Origin of the sequence: Bartonella sp. AP150HLJHH (genome assembly GCF_042196385.1) — a bacterium.
GTDB lineage: Bacteria > Pseudomonadota > Alphaproteobacteria > Rhizobiales > Rhizobiaceae > Bartonella.
In genome coordinates this window covers 14,544-33,510 of record NZ_JBHIQC010000005.1, presented here as the reverse complement: position 1 = coordinate 33,510, position 18,967 = coordinate 14,544, and the positions used below count along the sequence as shown (strand labels likewise).

The window sequence follows — 18,967 nt, the reverse complement described above, 5'->3', positions numbered from 1 at the left end:
AAGGGTTAATGTTTTTCATCCTCTTGGAGGTAGCCTCCTTTACGCATACTCGGGACAAAGAGAAGAGCAATGAATGCCATGATCATCACGACGGTTATATAAAAATAAAAGAGTGATTCATGACCGTACTTTTTTAATCCAAGCGCAACGTATTCAGCAGAACCACCAAATAAGGCGTTGCCAATGGCATGAGAGATGCTAACGCCTAATGCGCGTATTGAAGAGGGAAACATTGCTGATTTGACGACACCAGAGATGGATGTATACATGCTCATAATGAAGAGCAAGCCAATAATGACGGAAAAGGCAACCCATATACTATGCGTATTACCGATTATCCAGAGTCCAGGAAATGTAAAGATGGCAGAGAGTATACTCCAAATAATAAGTAAAGTTTTTGTTCCAATTTTATCGGCTATGATACCAGCTATGGGTTGGAATAGGATGAAAATGAATAGTACAGCTGTCATAATCGTTGTTGCGGTATGTTTATCAAAGCCGGTGGTTGTGATCAGATATTTTTGCATATAAGTCGTAAAGGTGTAAAAGGTGAGTGATCCTCCTGATGCAAAGCATGCAATTACGACAACGGCTTTTGTATGCTTGGTGAGAAGTTCCTTAAGACTGCCAGAGTGTTTGTGAGAGCGGCTTTCTTTCGTGGTTGTTTCGTGGAGAGAACGACGCAGATAAATCGCAATCACTGCCCCGAATCCACCAATTACAAAAGGAATACGCCATCCCCATGCTTTTAACTGATCTTCAGAGAGATAAGATGCTAGAATAAATATAATGAAGCTGGCAAGAAGTTGACCTGTAATAAGGGTGGCTGATTGGAAAGAAGCAAAAAGCCCACGATGTTTTTTGAGAGCAACTTCGCTCATATAAGTGGCTGCTGTACCATATTCACCACCCGCTGAAAGTCCTTGCATCATCCGAGCTAAAAGTAAAAGGATTGCTGATGTTATTCCTAAGGTTTCATAGGTGGGAAGTATGGCGATGAAAAAAGAGCCACCACACATCATAAAAATGGATATAAGCATCGAGCGTTTACGTCCATAACGATCGGCGACAAATCCTAAAAACCAAGCTCCAATAGGGCGCATAAGAAAGCCAATAAAAAACACACCCGCGGTTTTTAACAGTGGTGTAATCGTATCACCATCGGAGGGAAAGAATTGTGATGCAAAATAAATTGATGCAAATGAGTACACGTAAAAATCATACCATTCTACGAGATTTCCTGATGCGCTTGCTATAATAGCAAAAACACGTTTTCTTGCATCCTGTGATGCTGAAGTTGTTTCATTTTTCATGAATTGTTCCCCTTTTGGATTTATAGTTCATATTTTCTAAACATAATTGTTTATGATTTCCAGAAAAATTCAATGGTATTATAACAATTTCTTAGGGAAACTCTTTAAGATGATTTATTAGAGTTATGTTGTCATTCGTTTTAAGATTTTTACTTGTGTTATAGAATAAAAAGTTATCACGTTGCATTTAAAGGGAGAGGACATTGAAAAGTAGATCAAGATACCTTTAAACTTTATGAGAAGAATGCAATTATTGGCATACCGGAAGATTATAGAAGAGATGGTCTTTATGAGCAGAAAGCCCCAAAACTGAAAATATTTCAAAAAGCTTAAGTAATGTAAAAGGGGATTTTGTGTCCTTAATTATCTTATTGTATCATAACACATCATCATTTAGGAGGGTGAGGTAAGCCTCAGATAAGGTTTTCCGTATGAGGTGTTTTTTAGATATCGTGATAAATATTTAGGGCAGGGCTGCCCATAGAATCTTATCAAGTAAATTACATAAAGAGGGCAGTAACTATAGACAATTTAAAAGAAACTGAGTTGTTTGTAAGACGAATGCGGGGCGGGCTTTTCGTTCTTTACTAGGGTGGAGAGGAGATCAAAAAAAGCCCAATTTCTTGGGCTTTTTTTATCCAGAAAATAAGTTTAATGAAGTCTATCGTCTTTATCGAGATATCCTCCTTTATCTATATCGGGCATAAGAAGAATAGAGATGAGTGCAATGACCATCATACCAACGATGTAAAAAAAGAAAACAGATTCGTATCCCATATTTTTTAATCCAAGCGCTACATATTCAGCAGAACCGCCAAAGAGTGCGTTGCCAATGGCAAAAGCAAATCCAACACCAATTGCTCGGATTGAAGCAGGGAACAATTCTGCTTTTATGATACCAGCAATGGACGTATAAAAACTCATAACACAGAGTATTCCAATAATAATTAAGAGTGCTGTCCATGGATTATGGGCATTACCGATCATTTTAAGTACAGGAATGGTGCAGATAATGGATAATGCCCCCCAACTAATGAGTGAAGCTCTTGCTCCAATTTTATCGGCTAGGGAACCAAAAAGGGGTTGGAGTAGCACAAAAACAAAGAGGGCGGCAGTCATTATCGTTGTTGCGGTTTGTTTATCAAAGCCCGTGGTTGTGATCAGATATTTTTGCATATAAGTGGTGTATGTATAAAATGTGAGAGATCCACCAGCTGTAAAGCCAACAACCAAAAAGAAAGCTTTTTTATGATTGCGAAAAAGTTCTCGAAGACTACCAGCGTGTTGTTCAGAGCGGCTTTTGTGGGTTGTTGTTTCATGAAGCAAACTACGCAGATAAATTGCAACGATTGCTCCAAAGCCACCAATGACAAAGGGAATACGCCATCCCCATGCTTTTAACTGATCCTCGTTAAGGTAAATGGCTAAAATAAATATTATAAAACTTGCGAGAAGTTGACCTGAGATCGTTGTTGCATATTGAAAAGAAGCAAAGAGACCACGACGATTTTTGGGCGCAACTTCGCTCATATAAGTTGCTGCTGTACCATATTCACCGCCAACGGAAAGTCCTTGAAACATACGGACTAAAAGGAGAAGAAATGCTGCTGTTATTCCCAAGGTTTTATAAGTGGGAAGTATGGCAATGAGAAAAGAGCCACCACACATCATAAAAACAGAAATAAGCATTGAGCGTTTACGTCCATAACGATCCGCAATGTATCCAAAGAGCCATGCTCCAATTGGACGCATAAGAAAGCCAATAAAAAAGATTCCTGCCGTTTTTAACAGTTGTGTAACAATATCTTCATCTTCAGGAAAAAATTGTGATGCAAAATAAACCGATGCAAAGGAGTAAGCATAAAAGTCGTACCATTCTACCAGATTTCCTGATGCGCTGGATATGATAGCAAAAATACGTTTCCTTGTATCATGTGGATCTAAAGTTGTTTGATTATTCATGAAGTATTCCCCTTTTAGATTTATAACTTTTCTTCTTTTTAAAGCTATTTACGATGTGCATTATAAAAACGCCATTGTATCATGATAATTTTTTAGGGAAACATAAAGATTTTTTCTAGAGCTATCAGTGGTGTTTTGGGCTCATGGTGTTGTTACATTGCGTAAATCATACGCTTTTTACTATCCTTAAGGAAATATTATTTTTTGTTTGATTGTGAATTATTTGCATATGCAGAGTGTTTATGAAGATATGATACTCTTTAGTTTATATGCTTGATGTTGTTTCGTAAAATGATGTTATTGACTATTTCATGCGAGGTTGGTGTATCTGTTAAAATACTTTTTATGAATGAGCTTAAGTGTTAAGGGGGAGTACAATATTAAGAGTTCGTCAAAAGTATAATGATAGCGGCTTGCACTTTTATTAAGTGTAAAGAGAGTAATGTTCATGTTTATATTTTACGGGGCTTTTACGTTATGTCATTCACGGGTGTCGTTGTGAAATGGAGTTGGGTGCATTGAGAAATGTTTCTCAAAAAAGTGTGCGAATTCATAATATAATGGTATTTTCTATTTTCATGAAAGAATTTGTTTTGCATGAGGGGGTACTATTAAGAACGTATTAAACAAAATCATGAGTGTAATCTTTATTATTGATAAAATTATCTTGAAAGATAATCACTTTTCTTCGATTTTGAGTGGGCATGGGAATATTAAAATAAATCAAACGTTTTTTATCTTCAGTGAATTAAATTCAGCTAAAGAAGTATTTATTACATAATAATATGAAGCCATTTATTTTTATAAGCGGCGTGTGCAGGAGGGAACATTGCTTCTTTAGAGTGTTTGAAGGGATAAAAAATTGTGAGCTTTAAACTTCTATCGGAAAGGATATAAAAAAAGCCCAGTACTCTGGGCTTTTTTGTTAAAATCCTTGTTTGTTAACATTAAAGGTTAATGAATATCGTCTCCTTGTAAATACCCTTTTTTGCGAGCATCTGGCATTAAGAGAACAGCAATGAATGCAATAATCATCATGCCGGTTATATAAAAATAGAAGACAGATTCATATCCAAGATCTTTTAATCCAAGTGCGACATATTCAGCAGAACCGCCAAACAGTGCGTTGGCAATAGCATAAGAGAGCCCAACTCCTATTGCTCGTACTGAAGCAGGAAACATTTCTGATTTTACAATGCCAGAGATAGATGTATAAAAGCTCATAATGCAGAGCATTCCAGTAATGACTGATAAAGCAATCCATGTACTATCAGTACTACCAATCATATTAAGTCCAGGAATGGTAAAGATAATAGATAAGACACTCCAAATAAGGAGTGAAGTTCTTGTTCCAATTTTATCTGCAAGAGCACCAAAGAGGGGTTGGAGTAACATGAAAACAAAGAGTGCAGCCGTCATGATTGTTGTGGCTGTATGTTTATCAAAGCCAGTGGTTGTGATCAGATATTTCTGCATGTAAGTCGTATAGGTGTAGAATGTGAGCGATCCTCCAGCTGTAAAGCCAATAACCAGAAAGAAAGCTTTTCGGTGGTTGCTCAGAAGTCCCCTAATACTACCAGCTTGTGCACTAGAACGACTTTCTTTGGTCGTTGTCTCATGGAGTGTGCGGCGTAGATAAATCGCAACAATTGCGCCGCATCCACCAATGGCAAATGGAATACGCCAGCCCCACGCTTTTAGCTGATCTTCGGTGAGATAAAGCGCTAAAATGAATATAACGAGACTGGCTAGAAGTTGACCACCAATCAGTGTGGTATATTGGAAAGAGCTAAAAAATCCGCGGCGATTTTTGAGGGCGATTTCGCTCATATAAGTTGCTGTTGTACCGTATTCACCACCAACAGAAAGCCCCTGAAGCATTCTGAGTAAAAGTAAAAGAATTCCTGCTGCCATTCCAATGGTTTCATAGGTAGGAAGTAGGGCGATTAAGAACGAACCACCACACATCATAAAAACAGAGATAAGCATTGAGCGTTTGCGTCCGTAACGATCGGCAATGAAGCCAAAAAGCCATCCGCCGATTGGGCGCATAAGAAAACCAATAGCAAAAACACCCGCCGCTTTTAAAAGTTGCGTAACGTCATTGCCATCTGAGGGAAAGAATTGTGATGCAAAATAAATAGATGTAAAGGAATAAACATAAAAGTCATACCATTCTACTAGATTACCTGATGCACTGGACACGATAGCCCAGATACGTTTTCTTGTATCATGTGGTTTTAAAGCTTCTTGTTTTTCCATAGTCGATCCCTTTATTTGATGTTCATCCATCTTTGTTCATTTATGTCATTTTTTTAGAAGCTGTCTATAGTATTTTATCTTTTGCATCAAAAATTTAGTTAGATCATGATAATTTCTTGTGTAAGATGTTTTTGGAAAAAGATTTGAATTATGTTTGTACGGATTTTACAGTTTTTATTTTCTATAATAAGAAGAATCGGACATAATACCCTCATGAAATCATATCTTGCTCTTTTATCTCATGTTTTAAATCAGGGTATTGATCGGACAGATCGAACGGGTGTTGGAACGCGATCTATCTTTGGGTATCAGATGCGTTTTGATTTACAAGCAGGATTTCCGTTGTTGACAACAAAGAAACTACACTTACGTTCAATTATTTATGAACTTTTGTGGTTTCTTAAAGGCGATACAAATATCGCTTGGTTGAAAGAGCATGGTGTGTCAATTTGGGACGAGTGGGCTGATGAAAAGGGAAATCTTGGTCCTGTTTATGGTTATCAGTGGCGTTCTTGGCCCGCTCCTGATGGACGCCATATTGATCAAATTAACAATCTTTTAACGATGATTAAGGAAACGCCAGATTCTCGTCGCTTGATTGTATCAGCTTGGAATCCTGCATTAATAGAGGAAATGGCGTTGCCTCCGTGTCATTGTCTTTTTCAATTTTACATTGCGGAGGGGAAATTATCTTGTCAACTTTATCAGCGTTCGGCGGATATTTTCTTAGGTGTTCCATTCAATATTGCATCCTACGCATTGCTAACGATGATGATTGCGCAAGTAAGCGGTCTTAAAGTAGGCGATTTTATTCATACTCTGGGAGATGCTCATCTTTATTCTAATCATTTTGAACAGGCAAAATATCAATTGTCTCGTATACCAAATGCTTTGCCATGTATGCGCATAAATCCAGCGGTAACAGATCTTTTTTCTTTTCAATTTGAGGATTTTGAGTTGCTTAATTATGAAGCACAACCCCATATTAAAGCGCCGGTAGCAATATGACGATTTCCATTTGTTTAATTGCTGCTGTTGCAGAAAATGGTGTTATCGGTCGTGAAGGTGCCATGCCGTGGCATTTATCGACGGATTTGCAACGCTTTAAAGCTTTGACGTTGCGTAAGCCCATTATTATGGGAAGAAAAACTTGGGATTCTATTAGGAGACCTTTACCAGGGCGTACAAATATCGTCATTACGCGTGATTGTACCTTTTGTGCTGAGGGGGCTGTTGTTGCTCACTCTTTATCGCAAGCTTGTTCTCTTGCAACAAGCGTTGCTTCTCAAAATGATGTAGAGGAAATTTTTATTATTGGTGGTGGTGCAATTTTTCAACAAGGGTTGCATATGGCTGATAAAATATTTCTTACAGAAGTTTTAGCTTCTATAGAAGGTGATAGTTTTTTTCCTGTTTTTGATAAAGAAAAGTGGACTATTGTGCAAACACAAGATATTCCAAAAGGGGATAAAGATAGTCATCCGACACGTTTTGTTGTTTATGAGCGGAAATAATTTTTTGTAATATGAAGTGGAAGGGTTTATCAGTTGTATTGTAATGAGGTAAGAGACACCCTATAAGATCAAGCAAATGGTTGGTGTTCGAGTAGTGGTAATCAGTTAAAGAGGTGATAATGCCCTGGACAAATCAAAATGGTGGTGGCCCGTGGAGTGGCGATAAAAACAGTGGTGACAAAAAAACACCAGCTAAGAATCTCTTTGGTTCTGGTGGCGGTAATGGTGGCGAAAATGGTCCTAATCTTAATGAAATTTTGCGCAAAGGGCAGGATCAGTTTAAACAATTCGGGAGAAGCAGTTTTTCTGTTTTATTCCTTCTGCTTATTGTGTTTTTTTGGCTATACCAGTCAATTTATATTGTTCAGCAAAATGAACAAGCGGTAGAGTTGCGCTTTGGCATCCCTAAAGAAGGCATTATTGGTGATGGGTTGCATTTTCATTTTTGGCCAATTGAGACCTATATGAAAGTCCCTTTAACGGAAAAAACAATCGCGATTGGTGGGAAGCCCGGTCAGGCGCAACAAAGTGATGGTTTAATGCTTTCGAGTGATCAAAATATCGTTAATGTTAATTTTTCCGTTTATTATCGGATTTCATACCCTAGTCAGTTTTTATTCAATGTGAATGATCAAGAGGGAACTGTCCGCCAAGTTGCTGAGAGTGCAATGCGTGAGGTCATTGGTTCGCGGCCGGTTGATGATGTTTTACGTGACAAGAAAGAAGAAGTTGCTAATGACGTTAGAAAGATTATCCAGTTGACTGTGGATAAATATCAACTTGGTGTCGAAATAAGCCGTGTTTCTATCAGTGAAGCTGCTCCTCCGACAAAGGTTGCTGCTGCGTTTAATTCTGTTCAGCAGGCGGAGCAGGAACGTGGAAGAATGATTGAAGAGGGGAATCGTGTGCGTTTTACGAAAATTGGTTTAGCAAATGGTGAAGCTTCACGCACACGGGAAATCGCAAAAGGTGAAAAGGCACAAATGGTTGAAGAGGCAACAGGGCGTGCTGAACGTTTTCAGGCGATAGCTCGAGAGGCTGCGATTTCACCAGAAGCTGCTCGCTACCGTCTCTATATGGAGACGATGGGGCGGATTCTTTCTTCACCAAATAAGCTGGTTCTTGATCAGGCAAATTCTCCAGCGGTGCCTTATTTACCTTTGAATGAATTGTTGCGTAGCAAGTCATCGGAAAAAGTAAAGGCAACAGCAGCGCGTCCTGCGTTACTCTTAGATTCTCGTATTTCTGGAGGAGATTAATTATGCAGCAATCTCGCTTTTTGTTTGTTTTTAGTGCTATAGTGTTTGTTTTGATGATTTTGTGGATGTCCGTATTTATCGTCTATCCTCGTCAACAAGTAGCAATTAAGCGTTTTGGACAAATTGTTCAGGTAGAATCTAATCCTGGAATCTATTTCAAGGCGCCCTTTATCGATAAGATGATCATTGTTGATAATCGGTTATTGCGTTACGATGTTCCTACACAATCTGTACAGGTTCGTGGTGGTGCGTATTATGAGGTGGATGCGTTCTTTATTTACCGTATTACAGATCCTAAGTTGTTTTTACAGCGCATTGCTTCTGGGCGTCCACAAATTGCGGCACGTGAAAACCTTGCACCACGGTTTATTGACGCTTTGCGTGCTGTTTATGGTAAGCGAGAATTTAAAGCAGCCTTATCGGATGAACGAGGCGCGATGATGGCTGAAGTACAGAAGCAATTTTCTGTAGATGCAGGCTCGTTGGGTATTACCATTGTTGATGTGCGTATTCGTAAAACCGATTTGACTGATGCTGTTTCAGAAGATGTCTATCGGCAAATGGCAGCTGAACGTGAAGCTGCTGCGGAAAATATCCGGGCTCGTGGTCAGCAGGAGCGAGATCGTATTGTGGCAGAAGCTAATCGTGAATATGAAGAAATTGTAGCAGCTGCAAAGCGTGATGCTGAAATTACCCGTGGTGAAGGTCAAGCTGAAAGTATTCGTCTTTTATTGAATGCGAGGGAGGCTAATCCGTCTTTTTACGATTTTTGGTTGGCGATGGAACAATACAAGAATTTAGAGAAAACACCGATGGTAATTTCTCCAAATGAGGATTTCTTTTTCTATTTTCGTAATCCGCCGCAGGCAAATAAAGCATTCTTACCGACAATGAATACTGGCCTCAGTAAAACTGATCCAAAATCGGGAGAGAATAGATAAAATAATGGATTGCAGATACGAGATTTTGCATGAAAAGAATGATCTGTGACCATTTTCTTTTATGGTAAAAGTGGTAGAGAGTATCGAGCCGTGCTGGTTTTACGTAGATAAATTTAGTGGGGCTCTTTGCATCTTTGATTAAAGGCATGTCATGGATAGAAGTATCGTGAGTAAAAATACGTTTTTAAAGTTTTTTATCACAAGAGTTGTTTTTTGTGTGACTTTGTTTCTATCAGGATCAGTGAGTTTGTCTTGGGGAGCCGAGACAAGCAAGGCATTGCTTTCTATTCCTGATTTAGCTTCTGAGCTTTTGGAAACAGTTGTGAATATTTCCACGGCGCAGACTGTTGAAGGAACAGAACAGGATGCAAACACCTCGGTACCCGTTATCCCAAAAGATTCATTGCTGGAGGAATATTTCAGTGATTTTTTTACACCCAAGGATGGTCAAAAAGATAGTCAATTTCAAAAGGTGCGTTCTTTAGGCTCTGGTTTTGTGATTGATGCGCAAAAAGGGATTATTGTTACAAATTATCATGTTATTGTAGATGCTGATGATATTGAAGTTAATTTTACGGATGGTACAAAACTAAAGGCAAAGCTTCTTGGAAAGGATAGCAAAACTGATTTGGCGTTGCTTCAAGTCGATGCAGGAAGTAAAAAATTAAAAGCTGTGCGTTTTGGTGACTCAGAAAAAGCACGTATTGGTGACTGGGTTATGGCTATTGGTAATCCTTATGGTTTTGGTGGAAGTGTGACGGTTGGTATTATTTCTGCACGTAACCGTGATCTTAATGCTGGTCCCTATGATAATTTTATTCAAACAGATGCAGCAATTAATCGGGGAAATTCTGGTGGGCCGTTATTTGATAGAAATGGTGAAGTCATTGGCATTAATACAGCAATTGTTTCACCTTCGGGAGGATCTATCGGTATTGGATTTGCTATTCCATCGGATATGGCTCTTTCTGTTATTAATCAATTGCGTGATTTTGGAGAAATAAGGCGTGGTTGGTTGGCTATTCGTATTCAGCCGGTAACAGAGGATATTGCAAAAAGTTTAAAATTGGACAATGCTGTGGGAGCATTGGTGGCTGGTAAAATAGAACAGACGGAAGAAAATAATGTAGATAATAGCCAGTTACAAACTGGAGATGTTATTCTTTCCTTTGGTAATTCCAAAATTAAGCATGCACGTGATTTGCCGCGTTTAGTTGCAGAAAGTTCAGAAGGAAAAGTGGTGGACGTTACTATTTTACGCAATGGGCAAGAAGCAACAGTAAAAGTTAAGCTTGGACGTTTGATTGAAACAGATCCAAATGAAGATACAGAAGAAGTTGATGATAAAAAAAATCAAGATCTGTCGAAAAACGCGACAATGCAATTTATGGGAATGACGTTATCTGAACTGACAGAGGATTTGCGTCATCGTTATTCAATTTCAGATAAACTTCGAGGACTAGTGGTGACATCTGTTGCACAAAATAGTGCAGCGGATAAAAAGCGTATTCGCGTTGGTGAAGTGATTGTTGATATCAATCAGAGTTCTATCACAACAATTGATGAGGCTAAAAAACGTATTCATAAATTACGTGAAGCTGGACGCAAAAATGCTCTATTTATTGTAGCGCGTCCAGATGGAGAGTTACGGTTCGTAACGCTCCTAATGGATTGATCCTTAAAAAATTATTTTTTGTTTTTTATCAGCCTTAGTGTGTGGGATATTTTGCAAGTCAGCCATGTGATGTCCAATATTTCTCAAGCTCATTTCACGATAGAGAGTATGGGGTGTGCAATATAAAATCCATTGGAAATCATTATATCTTTATGCTGAATATCAAAGTATAAATTGGTGTCATCATAGTATTTTTCAGTTCTCAATATTGTAACAGCCTAGACTTTGAAGTGCTGCATAAGAGATATTGGTACACCTTTCTTAAGTCCATTTTTATCTCTGCTTGTGATGCGCAAGTAAATGGTATTGATATGATACTTTATGAGGCTCTTATTATAAACCGGCGTAGCATGCTATTTTTATAGGAAAAAATAAAGCTATTTGATTGTATAGATTAAACTTAGTATTATTTTCATAAATGATGACAAAGAGTATATTTTTAATGGCCTTAACGGACAGAATTATTATAGCTGTGGTTTGTTATTGAATTACGATAGCAAAAAATGCTTGGAAATTCCTTTGGTGTTGTTATTAAGTCCATTTTTTCTTTTTTATAAGTTTCATAAGGGGCTTTGTCTTAAGGGGAATTTGTGTTCGTATTTTTTGTTTGAAGTATTTACTCTATGATAATGGAGAGAAAATACAGGAAGGCTTTGGGGGTGTCTGCATGTTGTAATAAATTATTGATTGGGAGAAATTGCTATTCATGGCACAGAGAACAGTTACATTAATAGCGGGGCCAACGGCAAGTGGGAAGTCAGAACTTGCCTTGCAAATGGCTCAAGAAAAAAATGCTCTCATTATTAATACTGATTCAATGCAGGTTTATGATGTTTTAAATATTTTAACGGCACGGCCGGGGGAGGCTGATACCGCGATTGTTCCCCATTATCTTTATGGTCATGTGAGTCCTATTTTGAATTATTCGGTAGGGCAATGGTTGTGTGATGTCGAGAAGCTATTGACTACTTTTTCTTTAAGATCAGTTATTTTTGTTGGTGGGACAGGACTTTATTTTCGTGCTCTTTTAGAGGGGATTTCAAAAATTCCTTATGTTCCAGATGTTGTGCGGCAGAAGTGGCGTTTGCTGCTTGATAAAGAGGGACCTGAAAGTCTTTATCGCCAGTTGTTGCAGATTGATACTGTTGTTGCTGAAAAAATTTCTTCGCACGATAGACAGCGTATTGTCCGTGCTTTGGAAGTTTATGATGCAACCGGTAAGACGCTCAGTTGGTGGCAGAAACAAAAAACAACACCTATCATTGCGCCGAATTTGACCGAAAAAATTCTTCTCATGCCACCACGTTCTCTGCTTTATGAACGTATTCATAAACGCTTGGATTCTATGATTGAAAGAGGAGCTTTAGAAGAAGTGGTGGCTATGAAAAAACTTAAACTTTCCCCTTCTTTACCAGCAATGAAGGCTATTGGTATACCTGAATTTATGGCTTATTTGGATGGATATAGAAGCTTTGAGAATGCTCTTGAAGCGGTAAAAATACAAACGAGGAGATATGCAAAAAGACAAATGACATGGTTTCGTAATCAATTTGATGAAGAATGGATGCTTACTTTTTGATAAAAGAGTTAGAGCTTTGCAAAGAAACTTATCGAAAGATAAAAGATAATTCGTGAAAAAGAAATTTTTTAGAAAATATAATTTTTTATTGACGAATGGTATCAATGGAATTAGAAATCTCTCTACAAGGAATTTTTTATATATTTTATACGTTGGAATAATGGGGGTAATCATACAGTATGTGTTGTGTAATGGGCTCCTTTGGGGGCTTTTTTTATGGGCTCCGTTAGGGGCTTTTTTATTGTCCTATAAAGTAGGTGAGTGGGAAAAATGAGAAATGATCCAAGAAAGCAAGAGAGTGCAGATGGAAAAATAATGTCGGGCGCTGAAATAGTGGTTCAAGCTCTTATAGATCAAGGCGTTGAACATATTTTTGGTTATCCTGGTGGGGCTGTTTTGCCTATTTTTGATGTTCTTTATCACCAAGATACACTCCAGCATATTTTGGTGCGCCATGAACAAGCCGCAGGGCATGCAGCTGAAGGCTATGCACGCAGCACAGGGAAGGTAGGGGTTATGCTTGTGACTTCTGGTCCAGGGGCAACGAATGCTGTTACACCTTTGCAAGATGCTCTTATGGATTCGATACCTCTTATTTGTTTTTCTGGGCAGGTGTCAACAACGGTGATTGGAACAAATGCTTTTCAAGAGGCTGATACAGTTGGAATTACAAAGCCTTGTACGAAGCGTAATTGGCTGGTTAAAAATGTCAATGATCTTGCGGCTATTATTCATGAAGCTTTTTTTCTTGCTCAATCAGGTCGTCCTGGGCCGGTTTTGATTGATATTCCTAAGGATGTTCAATTTGCTTCAGGATTTTATAGAGCACCTCAAGTTCAGGAGTCTTTACATTCTTTTCCATCGTTGAAAGGGAATACTAAGGCTATTGAATCTGCCGTTTCTCTTTTAGTTGAGGCAAAACGCCCTATTATTTATTCTGGTGGTGGTGTTATTTCATCGGGGATGAAAGCTATACAGCTTTTACGTAATTTGGTTCAATTGGGGGATTTTCCGATTACTTCAACATTAATGGGACTTGGTGCTTATCCTGCTTCCGGTAAAAATTGGCTTGGAATGCTTGGAATGCATGGAACCTATGAGGCTAATATGGCCATGCATGATTGTGATGTCATGTTAGCTGTTGGAGCACGATTTGATGATCGTATCACCGGGCGCCTTGATGCATTTGCACCTCATGCGCGTATTATTCATATTGATATTGACCCTTCTTCTATCAATAAAATTGTAAAAGCAGAAGTTCCAATTATTGGTGATGTGGCTTGTGTTTTAGGAGATATGACGCAACTCTTAAAGATACAGCAACCAGCGTTTAACAGTGAAGTCCGTGAGGCGTGGTGGACGCAAATTAACCGTTGGAAAGCTCGTAATTCATTGGCATATGCGGAGAAAAAAGATGTCATTATGCCGCAATATGCTCTTGAACGGCTGTATGCTTTTACCAAAGATGCGAATGCTTATATTACAACGGATGTCGGGCAGCATCAGATGTGGGCAGCGCAGTATTATCATTTTGATGAACCAAAACATTGGATGACTTCTGGTGGTCTTGGAACGATGGGATATGGTTTACCTGCTGCTATAGGTGTTCAAATAGCGCATCCTGATGCGCTTGTTGTGTGTATTTCTGGTGATGCCTCCATTCAGATGAATATTCAAGAGCTTGCAACAGCTATTCAGCATGACACACCGGTGAAAATTTTCATTTTAAATAATCAGTATATGGGAATGGTCCGCCAGTGGCAGCAATTGCTGCATGGTAATCGTCTTTCTCATTCTTATACGGAATCTATGCCTGACTTTGTGAAATTGGCACAAGCTTATGGAGCCGTGGGAATTCATTGTTCAAAACCCGATGAACTTGATGATAAAATTCAGCAGATGATTGACTGTGATAAGCCTGTTCTTTTTGATTGTCGTGTTTATCATTTAGAAAACTGTTTTCCTATGATCCCATCGGGATGTGCTCATAATGAGATGTTATTACCCGATGAGGCAAGCGAAGAAGCTATTGCAAATGCTATTTCTTCCGCGGGAAAGATTCTTGTATAAAATGAATATGTTAACAAAATGCTGAAGGATGGTGATGATGAAGTCTTTGGAGTCTTCATCTCTGTCACTTCTTTGTGGAGAGTTCTTATTATCCTTAGAGCTCATTTTATGATTTTCATTCTTTGTTTAAAGACATGGGGTGTATTATTATTTGTTCATCTAAAAAATGTTATAAGTCGTGTGCACAAGTATGTTTGAATTTATTTGTACGCGATGTTTGTTTTTTTAATTCATATGTTCACATTAATAGCTATTTCGTTGCATTTTTTAGATAATACATTGAATTATCTGTTATAAATTAATTATGTTGTCTCATATATGAATGATTTCATCGTGCAAGAAAAAAAGCCACACTGCTTGAAGGGTGCAACCATGCAAACCGTCATATTTGTGAAAACAATAGAAAAGTTTGTCACTATGTTTTGGTTTCGCATTATGAAATTACTCCAAATCACTCTTTCAAGGGCTTGATAGGAGAATCCCCTAGCGACTTGAAAAGAAGGGCAAATATAACAAAAAGCAAATGCAGTCATAGAAAATCAATTGGCCACCATAGCCTATAATCAGGTAGTAGCCTCACCTGATTATGCGGGAGGAATCTATACATATGAGATATGTAGTCAATATATATAAATCAGAATAATACTCACCATTATATCATTATCAGGACATTAGCATTGAAAATCAAATACTCTTTCTTTTATTTGTTCTACATATCTATGATTCCATAAATCTGCAGACACAAACACTCTTTGAATCCACCGCATTGGATTTTCATAACGATCAAATGATCCATAAAATTTATCTCTAGAGTGTAGAGCCATTCTGTTATCAATGTATAATAATCTTATGGGTTGTACATCAATTCCAAAAGATACAGCCTTAATAGCTTCATAAAAATGATCTGAAGCTTTCTTGGCTTTTTTGACTGTGGCTCTAACATGCCTGGATAAAAAACAGCGCTGATATCTGGGAATTCACCGTCCCCTTGAACTAGGGGCACTTTACTTGTAGAGGTTACCCCATTTTTTCTCCATCTATAGGGAACATTAATTATATATAAATTATCCCTTAAGCTCCTCAAATCCTCCTCACTTAAAAGTTTTAAAGCTAGACGTGTATCAGATATTCTCGTTAACGGGCCATCAACACCATTGCGAACACCAGATAAAATTATCCCCTTTAGGAGATAAATTTAAACTCGTTATAAATTTTAGTGCAGCATTTTCTGTATGAAAATCTAACTCAACTTCAGATCCTAATCCTGTATAATCTTTTTTATTATCCTCTAAAGGAACTATGTTATTTACTATATGTTCGCCTTCAAACTTAATTGAATAAGGCTCTCCGATCAATAAAGAAAACATCATAATTAAATTTTCGCTAATATAGCCACTTTTACAAGACGCATCTAAATTATAAGGATTAGGTGACGTATTAATTTGTCTATCAATTGGAAGATTTTCAAAGATTAGATATGGTCTGGGAGTAATAGACACCTTTTGGTTCATAAGAATTGTTAATATTCTATGGGGTAGCAGCGAAAATGCTATTTTTTAGCTCAACCGAATATTCAATACCACCCGTATGGATCATAAATAACATGGTCTAAAGCCTCTCAAAGTTTGTCTCTTTCGATATTGCTCAACTCAAAAGTATTTTCATTTATCATTATAATTTCCTCCCCAATTATATTTCCCTACTTTCTTATTAAGAAAAGTGAAAAAACAATAATTAAAATCAGCCATGTTAGTAAATAAGTTTCTGTAAAATCTTGGATTAATCCAAATAATCGTGGAGCAGTAATGATTGCGATTTGATTTATAGACATTCCTAAATCCAGAGAAAAGCCAACGCTTTCTTTCGGCGAAGAGTCTACAATATAAGCAACCCAAGGGCCATACTATCCCATTCCTCCAAAAACTAACCAAGCAGATAAAATAGTTAAATAAATTATCGATCCACTCATGCTCAAAATTAATATTAAAAATCCAAAAACGATTGCAATCATGCAAAACAAGACAGGAAAAAATCGTCCTTTTCTACAATGATCACTCCACGCTGCTAAAATAATTCTTCCTAAGGCACCAGAAGCCTGTGAAACAAAAAATAAATAAGCACTTTTATCTAGAGACAGGTGATAGATTCTATAAAAATAAATCGTTATAAAAATGGTTAAAACATATTAAACGATCACAAGTGAAACGTTTGAAAAAATATTATTCTTCATATGCGGCGCAGCCACATCGCAAGACGTGACCTTACATTTGCATAGAACGAAACTTTTGCCTTGCTTTCTGGAACGATAGTGATAACTTTTGCTGGTGAGTGATAAAAATAATAAATATACATCCACCTAAAAAAGAAACTATGGTACCGACCAAAAACGCACCTTGTATGCCATAGACAAGGGCACTCGCAGGAATAACTATACCCAGCTAATGCCTCTACCTAATGGTAGCCCCGCCTGCCTTATTCCCATTGCAAATCCGCGTTGCGATTGTGGAAACCATGAAGAAACGGATTTAGCACTACCGAGTTGAGCAGAACTATAAATCCCCCTACAATTAGCAAACAAACCAAAAGGGAAATATAGTTATCTGCGATTGCTTCCAACAAAAGAGCGACAGAAACGCCGATCGCGCCAACTCCAATAATATAGTGCTCGTTAAACTTGTCTAGTAATTCACCAGCTACAAGTAATCCAATAATAGGTAGGAACTGTGCTGCTGAAGATAGTAAACCTATCTGAGAGTCACTAAGCAAGAAATCCTTCTTAAAAAATTCAGCTAAAGGACCAATCCCTTGAACAAAGAAGCAGGCTGATGCTTGAGCGATCGTGGCAACAAGTAATACAATCCATCTATAATAATTTTTTTCTATAAATTTATTATTGCCCACTATGCCCCCTCCAATTAAAGTGTATTCCAATGAAGTAGCCTTTTTTAATAATGATTGCAATAATAAATGAGGTATTTTATGCTGATTACATAAAAATCTGTCAATACGATTGGTATGAATATGAAAGCTAAGGAATATGCTTAATTTAAGGAAATAAGCTATTATGTGTCGTACAAATTTGATATGCTAGTGATATAAGATAATTTTACAAACATTGGCTCAGCCGGCATTAAGTGCTCTTTATAAAAGATGCTATATTTTGGCAAGCTTTTTCAAAATAATTCTCAAAGCTTTCTTCAGTCACATAGCCCAGATGCGGTGTGCAAAGAACTCTATCTGATTGCAATAATTTGCTTTCATATACTGGCTCGCTGTCATAAACATCCAGTGCAAAGTAAATTGAATTTTCCAAACTTAGTATTTTTTCTATCGCCCCTTTTTCAACCAAAGCTGAACGCGCTGTGTTGACAAAAATAGCATGAGGTTTCATGCTCAATAGATCATCTAATTTTATGATTTCTCTGGTTTTATCGCTTAAACGTAAATGGACGGATATAACGTCAGGACGTGTAAAAAATTCATCTTTTGAATGCGTAAAATGATAACCTAAATTTTTTGCTTCTTGCGTTGAACGCTCGCTCCCATAAACCAAAATGGACATGCCAAAAGCTTGAGCATATTGAGCAACCATTTTACCAATACGGCCAAACCCGAATATTCCAAGAGTAGCCCCTTTCATTTGGTTGCCAAATGTTGTTTGCCATCGTCCTTTTTTCATATCAGATACAGATTTACAGAGTTTTCTACGCGCAGACATAATTAAGAGCCACGCAAATTCAGCAGCAGAAGTTGGATCTCCACCACCGTCTAATATTTCAATTCCTAAGTCTCTACAAGTTTCTATATCAATATGTGAACCTATAGGGCCTGTTTGGCAGATTAATTTTAAATTTGGCAGTTTCAGGAGAAGATTTCTATCAACTATAGTCCGCTCTCTGATTAAGATAAGAATATCTATCTCTTTGAGCTTATCTTCTAAATCACATTCTTTAGCTAAATTATTTATAACCAGCACTTCATGTGATGTCATTAATTTTGTAATAGACTGTAATGTTAGGGTGGCTTTTTGATAGTCATCTGGAATTAATATTTTCAATTTAAACCTCCCGTTTCATTCATCAATATTTGAGCTCATTATTTCATTTCTAAAACAACCAAAAAGCAATCTCATCGCTGATATTTTGACATAACGCCAAGCCTATTAACAAATTATATCCCTTGATTTATTGTTATTTCTAGCAATAAGAATAGCATTAATCAGTTAGTTTTTATAAACTTTAAAACATTGCGACAAAAAGAAAAAGTTTGACTCAGTAGATGGAGAATTGCGCTTTTCTCATATTCTAGAGGACGAACCTGAAGTGCTACGCTGGACTAAAGCCATGTCCCAGTTTTCTATAATAGACCACCAAGAAGGCCATACTTACGAAC

General features: G+C 37.6%; 13 protein-coding genes. 7 read left to right on the top strand and 6 right to left on the bottom strand.

Annotation, left to right across the window (positions count from 1 at the left end; all coding sequences use genetic code 11):
* Nucleotides 1-5: 5 nt before the first annotated feature.
* From ACFING_RS03555 to ACFING_RS03545, 3 genes are all read right to left on the bottom strand, one after another.
* The gene (locus tag ACFING_RS03555; RefSeq protein WP_375621352.1) at nt 6-1,313 is read right to left on the bottom strand and encodes an MFS transporter; all 1,308 of its coding nucleotides are present in this window, start codon (nt 1,311-1,313) and stop codon (nt 6-8) included.
* A gap of 651 nt (nt 1,314-1,964) precedes the next feature.
* Nucleotides 1,965-3,275 carry an MFS family transporter gene (locus ACFING_RS03550; RefSeq protein ID WP_375629940.1) on the bottom strand — a complete coding sequence of 437 codons (1,311 nt, stop codon included), beginning with the start codon at nt 3,273-3,275 and terminating at the stop codon, nt 1,965-1,967.
* 954 nt (nt 3,276-4,229) lie between these two features.
* Nucleotides 4,230-5,537, bottom strand: coding sequence for an MFS family transporter (locus tag ACFING_RS03545; protein ID WP_375612016.1), 1,308 nt, complete (start codon nt 5,535-5,537; stop codon nt 4,230-4,232).
* A gap of 213 nt (nt 5,538-5,750) precedes the next feature.
* Here ACFING_RS03545 and ACFING_RS03540 point away from each other — a divergent pair, with 213 nt between their 5' ends.
* The 7 genes from ACFING_RS03540 to ACFING_RS03510 all read left to right on the top strand — a co-directional run bounded on the left by ACFING_RS03540 (nt 5,751) and on the right by ACFING_RS03510 (nt 14,575).
* The gene (locus tag ACFING_RS03540) at nt 5,751-6,545 is read left to right on the top strand and encodes a thymidylate synthase (RefSeq protein WP_273722957.1); all 795 of its coding nucleotides are present in this window, start codon (nt 5,751-5,753) and stop codon (nt 6,543-6,545) included.
* Nucleotides 6,542-7,051 carry a dihydrofolate reductase gene (locus ACFING_RS03535; protein ID WP_375629938.1) on the top strand — a complete coding sequence of 170 codons (510 nt, stop codon included), beginning with the start codon at nt 6,542-6,544 and terminating at the stop codon, nt 7,049-7,051. The genes ACFING_RS03540 and ACFING_RS03535 overlap by 4 nt, the downstream gene beginning before the upstream one ends.
* 119 nt (nt 7,052-7,170) lie before the next feature.
* Complete coding sequence (hflK, locus tag ACFING_RS03530; RefSeq protein WP_375612019.1) at nt 7,171-8,310, top strand: FtsH protease activity modulator HflK; 1,140 nt, start codon at nt 7,171-7,173, stop codon at nt 8,308-8,310.
* Between the two features lie 2 nt (nt 8,311-8,312).
* Nucleotides 8,313-9,251 carry a protease modulator HflC gene (gene hflC, locus ACFING_RS03525; RefSeq protein WP_375606990.1) on the top strand — a complete coding sequence of 313 codons (939 nt, stop codon included), beginning with the start codon at nt 8,313-8,315 and terminating at the stop codon, nt 9,249-9,251.
* A gap of 151 nt (nt 9,252-9,402) precedes the next feature.
* Complete coding sequence (locus ACFING_RS03520) at nt 9,403-10,926, top strand: Do family serine endopeptidase (protein WP_375629936.1); 1,524 nt, start codon at nt 9,403-9,405, stop codon at nt 10,924-10,926.
* A 706-nt stretch (nt 10,927-11,632) separates the two neighbouring features.
* Nucleotides 11,633-12,505 (top strand): tRNA (adenosine(37)-N6)-dimethylallyltransferase MiaA, encoded by an 873-nt coding sequence (gene miaA / locus ACFING_RS03515; protein WP_375629933.1) that lies wholly within the window; start codon nt 11,633-11,635, stop codon nt 12,503-12,505.
* A gap of 270 nt (nt 12,506-12,775) precedes the next feature.
* The gene (locus ACFING_RS03510; RefSeq protein ID WP_375621344.1) at nt 12,776-14,575 is read left to right on the top strand and encodes an acetolactate synthase 3 large subunit; all 1,800 of its coding nucleotides are present in this window, start codon (nt 12,776-12,778) and stop codon (nt 14,573-14,575) included.
* A 1,145-nt stretch (nt 14,576-15,720) separates the two neighbouring features.
* Here the strand turns inward: ACFING_RS03510 and ACFING_RS03505 are convergent.
* From ACFING_RS03505 to ACFING_RS03495, 3 genes are all read right to left on the bottom strand, one after another.
* Entirely contained in the window at nt 15,721-16,086 is a 366-nt protein-coding gene (locus tag ACFING_RS03505) for a hypothetical protein (protein WP_375629930.1), read from the bottom strand.
* Between the two features lie 961 nt (nt 16,087-17,047).
* Nucleotides 17,048-17,476, bottom strand: a complete 429-nt coding sequence (locus ACFING_RS03500; RefSeq protein ID WP_375629928.1) for an MFS transporter — start codon at nt 17,474-17,476, stop codon at nt 17,048-17,050.
* Between the two features lie 229 nt (nt 17,477-17,705).
* Complete coding sequence (locus ACFING_RS03495) at nt 17,706-18,632, bottom strand: D-2-hydroxyacid dehydrogenase family protein (protein ID WP_375629925.1); 927 nt, start codon at nt 18,630-18,632, stop codon at nt 17,706-17,708.
* Nucleotides 18,633-18,967: the final 335 nt, after the last annotated feature.

Bases quoted from the DNA above. Each gene is read 5' to 3' on its own strand.
- ACFING_RS03555 (WP_375621352.1), bottom strand. From the start codon at position 1,313: ATGAAAAATGAAACAACTTCAGCATCACAGGATGCAAGAAAACGTGTT.
- ACFING_RS03550 (WP_375629940.1), bottom strand. From the start codon at position 3,275: ATGAATAATCAAACAACTTTAGATCCACATGATACAAGGAAACGTATT.
- ACFING_RS03545 (WP_375612016.1), bottom strand. From the start codon at position 5,537: ATGGAAAAACAAGAAGCTTTAAAACCACATGATACAAGAAAACGTATC.
- ACFING_RS03540 (WP_273722957.1), top strand. From the start codon at position 5,751: ATGAAATCATATCTTGCTCTTTTATCTCATGTTTTAAATCAGGGTATT.
- ACFING_RS03535 (WP_375629938.1), top strand. From the start codon at position 6,542: ATGACGATTTCCATTTGTTTAATTGCTGCTGTTGCAGAAAATGGTGTT.
- hflK (WP_375612019.1), top strand. From the start codon at position 7,171: ATGCCCTGGACAAATCAAAATGGTGGTGGCCCGTGGAGTGGCGATAAA.
- hflC (WP_375606990.1), top strand. From the start codon at position 8,313: ATGCAGCAATCTCGCTTTTTGTTTGTTTTTAGTGCTATAGTGTTTGTT.
- ACFING_RS03520 (WP_375629936.1), top strand. From the start codon at position 9,403: ATGGATAGAAGTATCGTGAGTAAAAATACGTTTTTAAAGTTTTTTATC.
- miaA (WP_375629933.1), top strand. From the start codon at position 11,633: ATGGCACAGAGAACAGTTACATTAATAGCGGGGCCAACGGCAAGTGGG.
- ACFING_RS03510 (WP_375621344.1), top strand. From the start codon at position 12,776: ATGAGAAATGATCCAAGAAAGCAAGAGAGTGCAGATGGAAAAATAATG.
- ACFING_RS03505 (WP_375629930.1), bottom strand. From the start codon at position 16,086: ATGAACCAAAAGGTGTCTATTACTCCCAGACCATATCTAATCTTTGAA.